The sequence below is a fragment of the Micromonospora sp. CNZ286 genome (assembly GCF_014207755.1).
The window spans coordinates 2683879-2697362 of sequence record NZ_JACHIZ010000001.1 but is presented as its reverse complement, the minus strand read 5'-3'; the positions used below and the strand labels follow the sequence as shown (position 1 = coordinate 2697362).

At 74.2% G+C, this 13484-nt stretch carries 13 protein-coding genes; all 13 read right to left on the bottom strand.

The features are described from left to right. Positions 1 to 3 precede the first annotated feature (3 nt). Complete coding sequence (locus FHX31_RS12065; protein WP_013286764.1) at positions 4 to 402, bottom strand: 6-pyruvoyl trahydropterin synthase family protein; 399 nt, start codon at positions 400 to 402, stop codon at positions 4 to 6. 2 nt (positions 403 to 404) lie between these two features. Continuing rightward, complete coding sequence (locus tag FHX31_RS12060; RefSeq protein WP_387030816.1) at positions 405 to 1424, bottom strand: zinc-dependent alcohol dehydrogenase; 1020 nt, start codon at positions 1422 to 1424, stop codon at positions 405 to 407. A gap of 49 nt (positions 1425 to 1473) precedes the next feature. Next, positions 1474 to 1746, bottom strand: a complete 273-nt coding sequence (locus tag FHX31_RS12055) for a hypothetical protein (protein WP_013286766.1) — start codon at positions 1744 to 1746, stop codon at positions 1474 to 1476. Between the two features lie 95 nt (positions 1747 to 1841). Further along, entirely contained in the window at positions 1842 to 2894 is a 1053-nt protein-coding gene (locus tag FHX31_RS12050) for an ABC transporter ATP-binding protein (RefSeq protein WP_123109373.1), read from the bottom strand. Next, positions 2891 to 3688, bottom strand: a complete 798-nt coding sequence (locus FHX31_RS12045; RefSeq protein ID WP_184976182.1) for an ABC transporter permease — start codon at positions 3686 to 3688, stop codon at positions 2891 to 2893. The genes FHX31_RS12050 and FHX31_RS12045 overlap by 4 nt, the downstream gene beginning before the upstream one ends. Then, on the bottom strand, positions 3685 to 4467 hold the full coding sequence (modA, locus tag FHX31_RS12040) for a molybdate ABC transporter substrate-binding protein (RefSeq protein ID WP_013476477.1): 783 nt from the start codon (positions 4465 to 4467) through the stop codon (positions 3685 to 3687). Before modA ends, FHX31_RS12045 begins: the two co-directional genes overlap by 4 nt. Further along, entirely contained in the window at positions 4464 to 4871 is a 408-nt protein-coding gene (locus FHX31_RS12035; protein ID WP_013286770.1) for a TOBE domain-containing protein, read from the bottom strand. Before FHX31_RS12035 ends, modA begins: the two co-directional genes overlap by 4 nt. 94 nt (positions 4872 to 4965) lie before the next feature. Continuing rightward, positions 4966 to 7047, bottom strand: coding sequence for a heavy metal translocating P-type ATPase (locus FHX31_RS12030; RefSeq protein WP_013476476.1), 2082 nt, complete (start codon positions 7045 to 7047; stop codon positions 4966 to 4968). A 67-nt stretch (positions 7048 to 7114) separates the two neighbouring features. After that, entirely contained in the window at positions 7115 to 7498 is a 384-nt protein-coding gene (locus tag FHX31_RS12025; protein ID WP_013286772.1) for a DUF1622 domain-containing protein, read from the bottom strand. 126 nt (positions 7499 to 7624) lie between these two features. Continuing rightward, positions 7625 to 8995: a cellulose binding domain-containing protein gene (locus FHX31_RS12020; RefSeq protein WP_184976178.1), complete on the bottom strand. Its 1371-nt coding sequence runs from the start codon at positions 8993 to 8995 to the stop codon at positions 7625 to 7627. A 20-nt stretch (positions 8996 to 9015) separates the two neighbouring features. Next, complete coding sequence (locus FHX31_RS12015; RefSeq protein WP_145822324.1) at positions 9016 to 10374, bottom strand: pectinesterase family protein; 1359 nt, start codon at positions 10372 to 10374, stop codon at positions 9016 to 9018. 186 nt (positions 10375 to 10560) lie between these two features. Then, positions 10561 to 12696 carry a sigma-70 family RNA polymerase sigma factor gene (locus tag FHX31_RS12010; protein WP_184976175.1) on the bottom strand — a complete coding sequence of 712 codons (2136 nt, stop codon included), beginning with the start codon at positions 12694 to 12696 and terminating at the stop codon, positions 10561 to 10563. 120 nt (positions 12697 to 12816) lie between these two features. Beyond that, positions 12817 to 13482, bottom strand: a complete 666-nt coding sequence (locus tag FHX31_RS12005; RefSeq protein WP_013286776.1) for a TcmI family type II polyketide cyclase — start codon at positions 13480 to 13482, stop codon at positions 12817 to 12819. Between the last annotated feature and the right edge of the window lie 2 nt (positions 13483 to 13484).

Here is a 13484-nt window from a genome sequence, read left to right as displayed (position 1 = left end):
CGGTCAGAGCGACCGCTCGTAGCTCGCCCACGCGATGTGCGACTCGTGCAGGGTGACGGTGATCCCGGCGAGCCCGCGCGCGCCCTCCCCCAGCCGGCCGGCGTGCACCGCGTCGGCGAGCCGGTCGGCGATCGTCCGCGCGAGCACCTCGGTGGTGGTGTTCACCCCGGCGAAGGCGGGCTCGTCGTCGAGGTTGCGGTAGTTCAGCTCGGCGAGCACGGCCTTGAGCTGCTCGGTGGCCAGCCCGATGTCGACAACGATCCCGTCGTCGTCCAGCTCGGCGCGGCGGAACGTGGCGTCGACGACGAACGTCGCCCCGTGCAGCCGCTGCGCCGGGCCGAAGACCTCGCCGCGGAAGCTGTGGGCGACCATCATGTGGTCCCGGACGGTCACGCTGAACACGATCACTCCTCGCCGTAGGTGATGAGATGACACAGCGCCGGCAGCTCGCCCGAGGCGAGCCGGTCCAGCACGTCGGGCAGGTCGTCGAAGCGGGACCGGCCGGTGAGCAGCGCGTCGAACGCCGGGTCGGCCAGCAGGTCGAGGGCGAGCGCGAGCCGGTCGGCGTAGCTGCGGTCGGCCCGCCGGGGCGACACGGTGCCGACCTGGCTGCTGCGGATGCCCAGCCGTCGGGAGTGGAACGCGCCGCCCAGCGCCAGCGTGACCGGCCGGTCGCCGTACCAGCTCAGCTCCAGCACCGTGCCCTCGGGGCGCAGCAACTCCAGGCCGCGTTGCAGCCCGTCGGCGGTGGCGCTGGCGTGCACCACCAGGTCGCGCTCGCCGGTGGCGTCGGCGGGCGTGGCGAAGCCGGCGCCGAGCGCGGCGGCCACCGCGGCGCGGGCCGGATCGGCGTCGACGAGTTCGACGCGTACGCCGGGGAAGCGGGCCAGCAGCGCGGTCACCGCGCAGCCGACCATGCCGCCGCCGATCACGGTGACCCGGTCGCCGACCAGCGGGGCGGCGTCCCAGAGCGCGTTCACAGCGGTCTCCACGGTGCCGGCCAGCACCGCACGCTCGGCCGGTACGCCGTCCGGCACGACGGTCACGGCGTCGGCCGGTACCACGTACGCGCTCTGGTGCGGGTAGAGGCAGAAGACGGTACGGCCGAGCAGCCGCTCGTCGCCCGCCTCGACGGTGCCGACGCTGAGGTAGCCGTATTTCACCGGGGCCGGGAAGTCGCCCTCCTGGAACGGCGCGCGCATGGCGTCGTGCTGGTCGGCCGGGACGCGGCCGGTGAACACCAGCGTCTCGGTGCCGCGGCTGACGCCGGAGAAGCGGGTCCGGACCAGCACCTCACCGGGGCCGGGAGCGGCGAGCCGGACCGGCCGGATCTCGCCCTCGCCGGGGGCGCGGAGCCAGAACGCGTGGGCGTCGACCGTCACGAACTCTCCTCTTCCCCGCATTCCGACCGAGTTGTCGATCATAGACACGGAAGCGGGGCGTCCGCGGTTCGAACCGCCCGCGACCCGATGCTCAGGCGGCGCGCCGGCGCTGCTCCGTACGCCAGGTCTCCGGATCGGCCCGGTCGGCGTGGCGGTCCCCGGCCAGTTCCATCGCGCGGTGGGCAGCGGTCAGCGCGTCACACGGCGCGACCTGACCGTCACACAGCAGGCTCTCGCACCGGCCGGCCTCGTCGGGCCGGTGGGCGACTGCAACGTCGTACGCGGCCCGCCAGAGCAACGGGTCGGTGACTCCCCGTGGCAGATCGGCGTCCAGACTGGACCTGTTGCGGATCGTGTCGGGCACCGTGTCCCCCTTTGCGTCGTCGCTACCGTCCCAGTGACCGGTTGAGCGCAGATCAAACCTCTCACCTGCGTACACGTCGCGACCAGCGGTGTTTGTCACGCCGGATAGGCGCGCGTCTCGGCTGCCTTGACCGCCGCCCAGACCGCGCGGCCGGGGATCAGTCCGAGATGGGCCGCGGCGGCGGGCGTGACGTCGGCGGCGACCTCGACCGGCCCGGCCAGTTGCACGCGCAGGTTGTCGCCGTGGCGTTGGACGCCGGTGACGGTGGCGGCCCACACGTTGCGCGGGCTGCCCTCCGGCCGGGACGGGTGCAGCGCGACGGCGGCCGGCGGGTACGCGACGAACGCCTCACCGTGGACGGTGTCGGCGGTGGTGAGCGTCAGCTCACCGACGGTGACGGCGTGTCCGTCGGCGCGGCCGCGGTGCAGGTTGAGGCCGACCAGCCGGGCCACGTAGTCGGTGCGCGGCCGGGCCGTGACGGTTGCGGCGTCGCCCTCCTGCACCACCCGGCCGTGCTCCACGATGACCAGTCGGTCGGCGAGCACCAGGGCGTCGAGGGGGTCGTGGGTGACGAGCAGCGTCGCGCCGGGGTGCGCGCCGAGGTGGCGCTGGAGTTCGGCGCGGGTGTCCAGCCGGGTCCGGGCGTCGAGCGCGGCGAGCGGCTCGTCGAGCAGCAGCAGCGCCGGGTCGACGGCGAGCGCGCGGGCCAGCGCGACCCGCTGCGCCTGCCCGCCGGAGAGCTGCCGGGGCCGGCGCCGGGCCTGGTCGCCGAGGCCGACCCGGTCCAGCCACTCCTGGGCACGGGCGCGGGCGGCGCGCTTGTCCGCGCCCCGGCGGCGCGGCCCGAACGCCACGTTGTCCAGCGCGCTGAGGTGCGGGAACAGCAGGTAGTCCTGGAACACCACGCCCACCGGCCGCCGCTCCGGCGGCGTCCACACCCGGCGGTCCGGCCGGTCCAGGTCGGCGCCGTCGAGCGTGAGGTGCCCGGCGGTGAGGGGGTGCAGCCCGGCGAGCACCCGCAGCGCTGTGGTCTTGCCGGCGCCGTTGGGGCCGAGCAGCGCCACCACCTCACCGGCGGCGATGCGCAGCCGCACGTCGAGGGTGAACCCGTCCCGCTCGGCGACCAGATGCGCGTCCAGCACACTCATGTCGTCCCGACCCATTTGTCGCGCAGGGCGGCGAGGATGACCACGGAGACGGTGAGCAGGATCAGGCTCAGCACGATCGCGGCCTGCAGGTCGGTCTCCAGCGCCAGGTAGACCGCCAGCGGCATGGTCTGGGTGCGGCCGGGATAGTTGCCGGCGAACGTGATGGTGGCGCCGAACTCCCCGAGCGCGCGAGCCCAGCACAGCACCGCCCCGGCCGCCACGCCCGGGGCGACGAGCGGCAGCGTGACCCAGGTGAAGGTGGTGAACCGTCCGGCGCCGAGCGTGGCGGCGGCCTCCTCGTACCGGGGGTCGGCGCCACGAAGCGCCCCCTCGACGGCGATGACCAGGAACGGCATGGCCACGAACGCCTCGGCCAGCACCACCCCGGCGGTGGTGAACGGCAGCGTCACCCCGAACGTCTCGTCGAGCCACGACCCGACCAGCCCGCGCCGGCCGAAGACCAGCAGCAGCGCCACGCCACCGACCACCGGCGGCAGCACCAGCGGCACCGTGACCAGCGCCCGGACCAGCCGCCGGCCGGGGAACTCCACCCGCGCCAAGAGCCAGGCCAGGGGTACGCCGAGCGCCACGCAGAGCAGCGTGGCGACGGTGGCGGTCTCCAGCGACAGCCGCAGCGCGGTGAGCACACCCGGCTCGGCCAGCCGCTGGGGCAGCGTGGTCCAGGGCGTCCGGAGCAGCAGGCCGGCGAGCGGCAGGACGAGGAAGGTCAGGCCGAGCCCGGCGGGCACGAGCAGGGCGATCGGCACCCGCTGCCGGCGTACGGTGCGGCTCATGCGCCGGGCGGCGCCTGGAACCCGGCGGCGGTGAGCACGGCGATCCCGGCGTCGGAGCGGACGAAGTCGACGAAGGCGCGGGCGCCGGCCGGGTTCCCGGCGGCGCGCAGCACCACGATCGGGTAGTCGTTCACCGCGCGCGCCGACTCGGGGAACTCGACCGCGTCGAGCCCGGGTGCGGCGCGGACGTCGGTGCGGTAGACCAGTGCCGCGTCGACCTCGCCGAGACGCAGCTTGGCCAGCGCTCCCTTGACGTCCTGTTCGAGCGTGGCGGGGGTGAGCCGCACGCCCGCGGCGTCCAGGGCGGTACGCGCGGCGGCGCCGCAGGGCACCTGCTCGGCGCAGAGCGCCACCTTGACGCCGGGGCGGGCGAGGTCGGCCAGGCCGCCGACCCGGGCCGGGTTACCACGGGGTACGGCGACGACGAGCTGATTGCGGACCAGCACAGCAGGTTCGCCGTCGGCGTCACCGGCGTCGGTGACCGTCTTCATGGTGGCCGGGGAGGCGGCGGCGAACACGTCGGCGGGTGCGCCCTGGGTGATCTGGGTGGCGAGGCCCGAGCTGCCGCCGAAGTTGAACGTGACGCTGCTGCCCGGGTGGGCGGCCTCGTACTCCTTGCCGAGCGTGGTGAACGACTCGGTGAGCGAGGCGGCGGCGAACACGGTCACCGGGCCGGCACCGTCGGGACCGGCCGGTTCGTCCGCGCCGCCACAGGCGGTCAGGCCCAGCGCCCCCACCAGCGCGGCGGCGAGCGCGGCGCGGATCCACCGTACGGTCACGGACTTGTCCTTCCCCTGGGGGTGGTGGCGGGGGCGCGCTCGACCACGACGGTGGTCGACTTGATCACCGCGACGGCGACGGAGCCGACCTGGAGGTCGAGGTCGTCCACGGCCTCGCGGCTCATCAGCGACACCACACGGAACGGCCCGGCCTGGATGTCCACCTGGGCCATCACGGTGTCCTTGACGACGGCGGTGACGATGCCGCGCAGCCGGTTGCGGGCCGAGGACAGCTCGGGGTGGCCGGGGGCGCGGACGAACGCTGCCACGTCGGCGCCGTCGAGCACCCGGTGGCCGTGCTCGTCGCGGGTGGCCGGCAGCTTGCCGGCGTCGATCCAGCGGCGGACCGTGTCCGCGCTGACCCCGAGCAGTTCGGCTGCCTCGCCGATCCGGAACACCGTCACGCGCTCACCCTAGCGGCCCGCAGGTGCGAGCCGGAAGGGGCGTGGTGGCTCGCATCCGCGAACCGTGATGCGCCTCGGGAACCGGGACTGCGGTTCAGTCGGCCGGGGTGATCCGGACCCGCCGCAGCAGCTGGGCGTTGAGCGCCACCACGATCGTCGAGGCGGACATCAGCACCGCGCCCAGCGCCGGACTGAGCGCGATCCCCGCCCAGGCGAGGACACCGGCGGCGAGCGGGATCGCCACCACGTTGTAGCCGGCCGCCCAGGCCAGGTTCTGCCGCATCTTCCGGTACGAGGCGCGGGACAGCCGGATCACGCCGCCGACGCCGCGCGGGTCGGAGCCGGCGAGCACCACCCCGGCGGACTCGATCGCCACGTCGGTGCCCGCGCCGATGGCCAGCCCGACGTCGGCGCGGGCGAGCGCCGGTGCGTCGTTCACGCCGTCGCCGACCATCGCCACCGTCAGTCCCCGGCCGCGCAGCTCGGCCACCGCCTTGTCCTTGTCGGCCGGGAGCACCTCGGCGAAGACCTCGTCGACGCCGGGCCGGAACCCGAGGTCGGCGGCGACCGCCTCGGCGACCGGGCGCGCGTCGCCGGTGATCATCACGATCTTGCGTACGCCGAGGTCGCGCAGCTCGGCCACGGCGGCCCGCGCCTCCGGGCGGACCTGGTCCTCCAGCCCGAACGCGGCGGTCACCTCCGGCGGGCCGCCCTCGGGCAGGCGGACCAGGTGCAGCACCGCGGCGCCCCGGCCCGACCACTCCTGCGCGGCCCGGTCCAGGTCGTCCGGCACCGCGGCGTCGAGTTCGCGCAGCAGCGCCGGCCCGCCGACCGCCCAGTCCACGCCGTCCACAGTGGCGCGCACGCCCCGGCCGGTCAGTGCCCGGAAGCCGCGCGCGGCGGGACGGGCGCCGCGGGCGTCGGCGGCGGCAACCAGCGCCCGGGCCAGCGGGTGCTCGCTGTCGGCCTCCACCGCACCGGCCAGCGCCAGGGCGGCCGTCTCGTCCGTCCCGCCGGTGGTGGCCACCCCGGTCACCGTGTGCCGGCCGGTGGTGAGCGTGCCGGTCTTGTCGAACAGGACCGTGTCGACGGTGCGCATCCGCTCCAGCGCGAGCCGGTCCTTGACCAGGATGCCGGCGCGGGCCGACAGCGCTGTGGACAGCGCCACCACCAGCGGGATGGCCAGGCCGAGCGCGTGCGGGCAGGCGATCACCAGCACGGTCACGGTGCGTACCACCGCCTGGTCGGGGTCGCCGAGCAGCGCCCAGACCGCGAACGTCGCGAGGCCGGCGAACGCCGCCAGGTAGAACAGCAGCGCGGCGAACCGGTCGGCGAGCACCTGCGCTCGCCCGCCGGAGGCCTGCGCCTCGGCCACGAGCCGCCCGATGCCGGCCAGCGCGGTGTCCGCGCCGACCGCCTCCACGCGTACCCGGAGGGTGGAGTCGGTGGCGACGGTGCCGGCGACCACCCGGTCCCCGGCGGCGCGGGCCACCGGCCGCGACTCCCCCGTGATCATCGACTCGTCCAGCTCGGCGGCACCCTCGACGATCCGGCCGTCGGCCGGCACCCGCCCGCCGGGGCGCACCAGCACCAGGTCGTCCACCCGCAGCTCGCCGACCGGCACCGGATGCGGCCGCCCGGCGTCGTCCAGGCGCTCGGCGTCGTCGGGCAGCAGCGCCGCGAGGGCACCGAGCGCGCCGCGCGCCTGCCCGACCGCCCGCATCTCCTGCCAGTGCCCGAGCAGCATGATGGTGACCAGCGCGGCCAGCTCCCACCAGAAGTCGAGGTCGAACAGGCCGAGGCTGGTGGCGGCCGAGGCGAGGTACGCGACGACGATCGCCATCGAGATCAGCAGCATCATGCCCGGGGCACGTTCGCGCAGCTCACGCAGCCCGCCGGTGAGGAACGGCCAGCCGCCGTACGCGAACACCACGGTGCCGAGCACCGGGCCGACCCAGCGCACGCCCGGGAACTCGAGCGAGTAGCCGAACCAGTCCATCACCATGTGGCTGGTGGCGACGATCGGTACCGTCAGCGCCAGGCTGAGCCAGAATCGGCGGCGGAACTGCTCCGGGTCGTGCCCGGCGTGCGCGCCGTGCCCGCCGCCGTGGTCGTCCTGACCGCCGCCGTGGCCGCCGGTGTCGTGGCCTCCGTGGTGGCCGGTTCCGTGCTCCATCGGGCGTCACCTCCACCCGCCACCATACCCCCTGGGGGTAACTGCCGGCGTCCGGTCGGCGCGGTGGTCAGCGCTGGGGGCGGGCGCCGACGCTCGGCCGGTCCGCCGGAGGACGGCCCTGCCAGGGCCAGCGGCCGTCCAGCTCCACCTCCAGCGAGAAACTCAGGAACGTGCGGACCAGCACGATCAGCGCCAGCACGCCGACGCTGGTGAAGGTGGGCGACACCGCCACCGTACGGATGATGTCGCCGCCGACCAGGAACTCCAGGCCGAGCAGGATGGCCCGGCCGACCCCCTGCCGGTACGCCCGGTAGTGCGCGACCACCTGGCGGGTCCGGGCGCAGCGCACCGCGAACACCGCCGTGGCGACCGCGACGCCGACCGCGATGACGAGCACCCCGGCCAGGTCGAGCAGTGCCCCGACGTGCTGGACGATCTCCTTCGTCGGCACCCGGCACCCCCGCACCAGCCTGACCCGTCGGCCACGCCCGCGAGCGGGTTTGCCGGTCGGGCAGCCGGTGGGGGGACGTCCGGCCGGGACGGCGGGGCGGGTGCGCCGCCGTCCCGGCCGGCCCGGTCACTGCCCGATGGCGGCCTGCGGCCCGGCGTACGTGCGCAGCAGTGCGGGAACCTGCGCGGCGGGGTCGAGGCGGTAGGAGTAGAAACTCGACGGGGTGAACGCCGAGCCGCCGGTCTCCCGCTGACCGGTGCAGCCGACGCAGACGCTGCCGCTCTGGCGTAGTTCCGCGGTGTCGTCCCGGTAGTAGGGGTCCTTCACGTTCTCGTAGTAGCTGTTCTCGATCACCAGCTTGGTACGGCCCCGGGAGTAGTTGCCGTACCCCCTGATGTTCTGCAGGTAGTTGTTGAAGAAGTGGGCGTACTGGACGTTGTCGGTGCTGGGATTGCGCACGTTCGTGTCGTGGATCCAGTTGTGGTGCATGGTGATCCGGGCGGTGACGTTCTCCGTCCAGCCGATGCCGAACGCCTTGTTGCCCTCGGCGATGACGTTCCAGGACACGGTCAGGTTCGTGGTGTCCTTCCGGCTGTCGATCAGGCCGTCGTTCATCCGCGTGATCGTGTTGTGGTCGATCCAGATCCGGTTCGCGGTGTCCATCTGGATGCCGTCGTAGTCGAAGTCCTTGTCGTCCGGGTCGTCCGAGGCCACCCGGGTGTCCCGGATGGTCAGGTTGCGGATGATGACGTTGGCGGTGCCGGCGCCGAGGTGGAATCCGCCGTTGACGATCTGCCCGTTCCGCCCGACTCCGACGATCGTCTTGTTCGAGCCGACCGGGATCTCCCGGCCGTACGGGCTGACCGTGATCGCCGCGCCGACCCGGATGACGTACGGCGTGCTGGACGCCGCGTACCGCTCCAGGTCGGCCTGGCTGGTCACGGTGACCGTGGCGCCGGCCGCCCCGCCGGTGGTGCCGGCCGCGCCGGCGAACCCGTCCGGCGCGTTCGAGTACGGCACACCGGCCGGCGGCGTGGTCGGCGTCGGGGACGGCGCGCCGGTCGTCGGGGTGACCCCGCCGGTGCAGGCGGTGCCGTTGAGCGTGAACACCGTGGGCGCCGGGTTCGTGGCGCCGCGCGAGCCGGTGAAGCCGAACGAGACGCTCCCCCCGGCCGGCAGGGCGGCGTTCCAGTCGACGTTCGTCGCGGTGACGCTCGACGTCCCGGCCGTAACGGTGGCGTTCCACGACTGGGTGACCTGCTGGCCGGCCGGGAACGTCCAGGCCAGCCGCCAGCCGTTCACCGCGTCGCCCAGGTTCGTGATCGTCACGTCGGCGTTGAAGCCGCCGCTCCACTCGCTGCTGACCCGGTAGTCGACCCGGCAGCCGGCCGCCGCCAGGGCGGTGACCGCGGTGACCGCGCCGAGCGCCGCCAGCGCCGCGGTCGTGCCGAGCACCAGCGCGGTACGCCAGGGCCGGCCCTTCTTCGTGACAGTCATGCCGTTCTCCAACATCGTGATCACAACGGGTTCCACCCGTCGGTGCCGGCGAGGTATCTCTGCGGTGTGTAGGTGGCGGCCTGGGCGTCGCTGAGCTGCGGCCGGTTGCCGTTGACCGTCGCGCCGGGGCCGGTGTTGCGGTATTCGGAGAAGCGGGCGTTCTGCCAGGTGGCGTCGCCCATGTTCGTCCACGGCTGGGCGTTGCGGACCGTGCCGCTGAGCGTGGACTCCCGGTAGAGCACCTGCGCGCCCTGGCGCCACGGCCGGCCGAGGGTGGTGTTGTTGTTCCCGGTGCCGGTGATCGTCGACCGGTAGAACAGGAAGCCGTACGTCTTGGCGGCGTCCGTGCTGGCGGCGGTGACGGTGCCGCCGCTGGAACGCTTCTCGTGGATGGTGCAGGCGTGGAAGACGATCGTGCCGCCGCCGAAGATGAAGTCGGTGGTGCCCTCGACGTAGGAGTCGACCACGTACGCCCGGGTGCGGTCGTTGACCAGGAAGGTGTCCTGATCACCGAGGAGGCGTACGTTGCGCAGCACCGCACGGTCGGCGTTGAGGTGCAGCGCGACCGCCTGCTGGCCGCTGGTCACCGAGCCCTCGTCGAAGTCGTTGGCGATGGTCAGGTTCTCCGCCACGAAGTCGGACCCGTCGACGAACATGCTGGCGCTGCCGGAGGTGCCGCTGCTGTTCGCCGAGTTGTTGAAGACGATCACGGTGTTCGCCGGCGACGTGCCGAGTCCCCGGAACGTGATGTGGGGTTTGTTCGACGGCACCCGCACCACCTGGCGGTAGGTGCCCGGCTTGATGGTGACGACCCGACGTGTGGTGTTGTTCGCCGGCACCGCGTCGACGGCCTCCTGCACGGTGCGGTAGGTGCCGGTGCCGTCGGCCGCCACGGTCGCCGTGCCGGTCGGCGGCGGTGACGTCGGCGCGGCGGTGGGCGTGGGCGAGCCGGACGAGCCGGTACAGGTGACGCCGTTGAGCGTGAACGTGGCCGGGCTCGGGTTCGTGACGCCGTTCCAGGTGCCGTTGAACCCGGCCTCGACGCTCGCGCCGGTGCCGATGGTGGCGTTCCAGTCGACGTTGGCCGCGACCACTGACGCGCCTGTCGAGCTGGTGGTGAAGCCCCACGCCTGGGTGACTGACTGCCCGGCCGGGAACGTCCAGCCGAGACGCCAGCCGGTGAGGCTGTCGCCGAGATTCCGGATGGTGACGGCGGCGGTGAAGCCGCCGGCCCACTGCGCGGTGACCCGGTAGCCGACCTGGCAGCCCGCGGCGGCCTGGGACGGGCCGGCGGTGGCGACGCCGACGGCGGCGGTCGCGGTGGTGGTGACGAGGACGGCGAACAGGGCCGCCGCCCGTCGTCGGACGAGTTGTCTCACGGTTCTCCCCGGGGATCCTGGGTGTGCGGTGTGTCGGCCTCCGCCGTCACCGCCATCGCTGGCGGCGGCCCTCACGGCGGCAGCCGGTGCCCGGTGACGGATGCTGCCCGGCTACCCGTCACCACACAGACGGGGCGGTCCGGCCGCGACAACGCTTTTTCTCGCGCCGGTTTTCCGCCGGGCGCCTCAGCGGGCTGTCAGGTCGGCGCCGACCCGGGTGCCGGTGCCGAGGTAGCCGGTGGACGGCAGTGTCCCGTCGGCGCGGCGCGGGCCCTCGGCCGTGCGCGGGTCGGTGGACCGCAGCCGGGCGGCGCTCCAGCCGTCGTCGTCCCACGAGTTTCCGGTGGCGGCGACGCGCTCACCGCCCCGGGCCGGCGTCCGGTTGTCCAGGGCCAGGTTCCACCGGGCCGTGCCGCCGGCGCCGGTCAGGTCGAAGCCGGCGCCACCGTTGCGGAACGCGGTGTTGCCGGTGAGGTCGATCCGGCCGGTGTTGGCCTCCACACCGAATCCGTGTCCCCGGTTGCCCCAGGCGGCGTTGTCCCGCACCCGGTGACCGGCCGGGACCGGTTCCCCGCCGCCGAGCGAGAAGCCGTACCCGTTGCTGTCCCAGCCGGTCACGCCCCACCGGTTCTGCCCGTTGCCGTAGGACCAGTTCCGCTCCACGGTGACCGGGTCGGCGAAGCCGCCGAGGTCGATGCCGTCGTCGGCGTTGTGGAAGGTCCGGTTGCCGCGCAGCACGTTGCCCGCGCCGTCGCCGAACTTGACCGCGAGCCCCACGCCGGAGCCGCCCGGGTCCGCCGGGTCGTAGCTGCGGAAGAAGTCGCTGTCGAGCACCTGGTTGCCCACTGTTTCCGGGTCGCGCAGCGTCAGGCCGGAACGGGCGTTGTCGTGCACGGACAGGCGACGGAACACGGTGTGGGAGCAGGCCCGGCAGACCCAGGCGTGGCTGCGGGAGCCGCGTACCTCGATGTCCTGCACGGTCCACCAGGCGGTCCGCTGGGTGACGGCCCAGGCGTCCGCGGGCACCGCGGCGGCGTCGAGCACCGGCCGCTCGCCCCGGTATGCGCTGAGCACGATGCGCCGGTCCGCCGTGCCGTCCGTACCGATGGTCACCGGCTCGGTCATCCGGTACGTGCCACCGCGCAGGGCGATGGTCTGGCCGGGCCGGACCACCTCGGCCGCCCGGTTCAGCGTGGCGTACGGGCGGCGCAGGCTGCCGTCGCCGTCGTCGCTGCCGTCCGGGGCGACGACGATGTCGGCGTCGGTCACGCCGGTGAGCGCACGCGACGGACGCGGCGACGCGACGGTGGACGGTGCGGCGGCCGACGGCCCGCCCCGGACCGGGAGCGTGGGCGCGGCGGCCACCACACCGTCCCGGCCGTCCGGCTCGTGGCGCACGGCAAGGGCGAGCGCGGTGACGGCCAGGACCGCGACCGTGCCGGCGGCGACCGCCGCCTTCGACGACAACGCCCGCCGCAGGCCGCCCACCGCGGCCGGCGCCACGGGCGGGACCGCCACCACCGCCGGTTGCGCTTCGAGCGCCGCGCGCAGTCCGGCGGCCAGGCCGGCCGGCACCGCCAGCCCGGCCAGGCCGGGCAGGATCTGCTCCGGCGTGCCGCGGCGTCCGCCCGCGGCGAGGCAGGCCGGGCAGGCCAGGACATGCCGGCTCAGCCGTTTGCGCCACAGCGGCACGAGCGTGCCGTCCCACGCCCGAGCGGCGACGGCCAGGCCGGGGCAGCGCGGCCGGGCCCGCCACGCGGCCAGGACGGTGTACGCCTGCGCGAGCCGGGAACGCATCCGCTGGATCCGGACCGCCGCGTGGGAGGCGCCGACCCCGAGTGCCTCGCCCACGTCGCCGCGGGTCAGCTCCCCGTCCAGCTCCCGCCACCACAGCGCGAGCACCTCACGGTCGTCGGCGTCGAGCCAGGCGACCGCGGAGAGCACGTCCCGTCGCCGGGCGTCCCGGTCCACCTCGGACAGGGCCGCGCTGGCGGTGTCCGCGTCCGGATCCGGCATCTCCGCGTACGGATCCAGCGGCACCTGGCGGGCCCCGGCCCGGCGGCGGGCGTGTTCGCGGACCTGGCGGATGGCGATGGTGACCAGCCAGGCGCGGAACCGGTCCGGCTCGCGCAGCGTGGGCAGCCGCTCGACGACGCGGAGCATGACCTCCTGCACCACGTCGTCGACATCGGCGTGCCCGGCCAGCGCGCGTCCGACCACGTTGTACACCAGCGGCAGATGGGCGGCGAGAAGCGCGGTGAGCGCGGCCCGGTCACCCTGGCGTGCCGCCGTCACCAGTTCGACGTCCACCGCCGCCGTCACGGCGCACCGCCCTCCGGCTCCCGGGAGACGTGCCACCGCCGGCGATCGTGGGAGCGCGCCCACGAGGCTGGCACAGGGTCACCGGGTTGTAAACCCCGCTCGTGGTCGCGTCCGGGGCGCTCAGTCCTGGGCCTGCCAGCGGTAGAAGACGGTGGCCACCGAGTCCTGCGGGCCCTGCCACCGGTCCGGCCGGTACGGCTCGATGTACGGGCCCAGGTCCTGCATCACCTTGCCGAACGCGGGCTTGTCGCCGTGCTGGTCCCGGGTGGCCTCGGCCGCCGACGACTCCTGTTCGAGCAGGTGCACGTAGACGTCGTCGATCGAGTAGAGCCAGCGCCCGGTGACCCCGAGGTCGGCCGGGAGCGACCCGGCGTCGGACTCGGCGAAGACCCGTGCCACGTCCGGCTCGGCGCCCGGCTTGATCCGCCCGACGATCACGGTGAGCGTGGTGTCGGCTGGCGGCTCGCCCTCGGGCGCCCAGTGGTAGAACTCCTTCGCCACCGAGTCCGACGGGTTCTTCCAGTAGCGCGGGTAGGGCGTGACGTACGGGCCGATCTCTTCGGCGATCTTCTGGAAGGCGGGCAGGCCGCGGGTCTGCCCGGAGATCCGCGGGTCCTGCTCCCGCTCGATCACGTGGATGTAGAGGTCGTGGTGCGACAGCAGGTACCGGCCGATGACGCCCAGATCCTGCGGCCGGGTGGCCTGGTCGTAGTGGCCGAACACGCCGCCGACGATCTGCTCGCTGCCGGGGACCATGTGACAGACGATCACGTTGCGGAAGACCATGA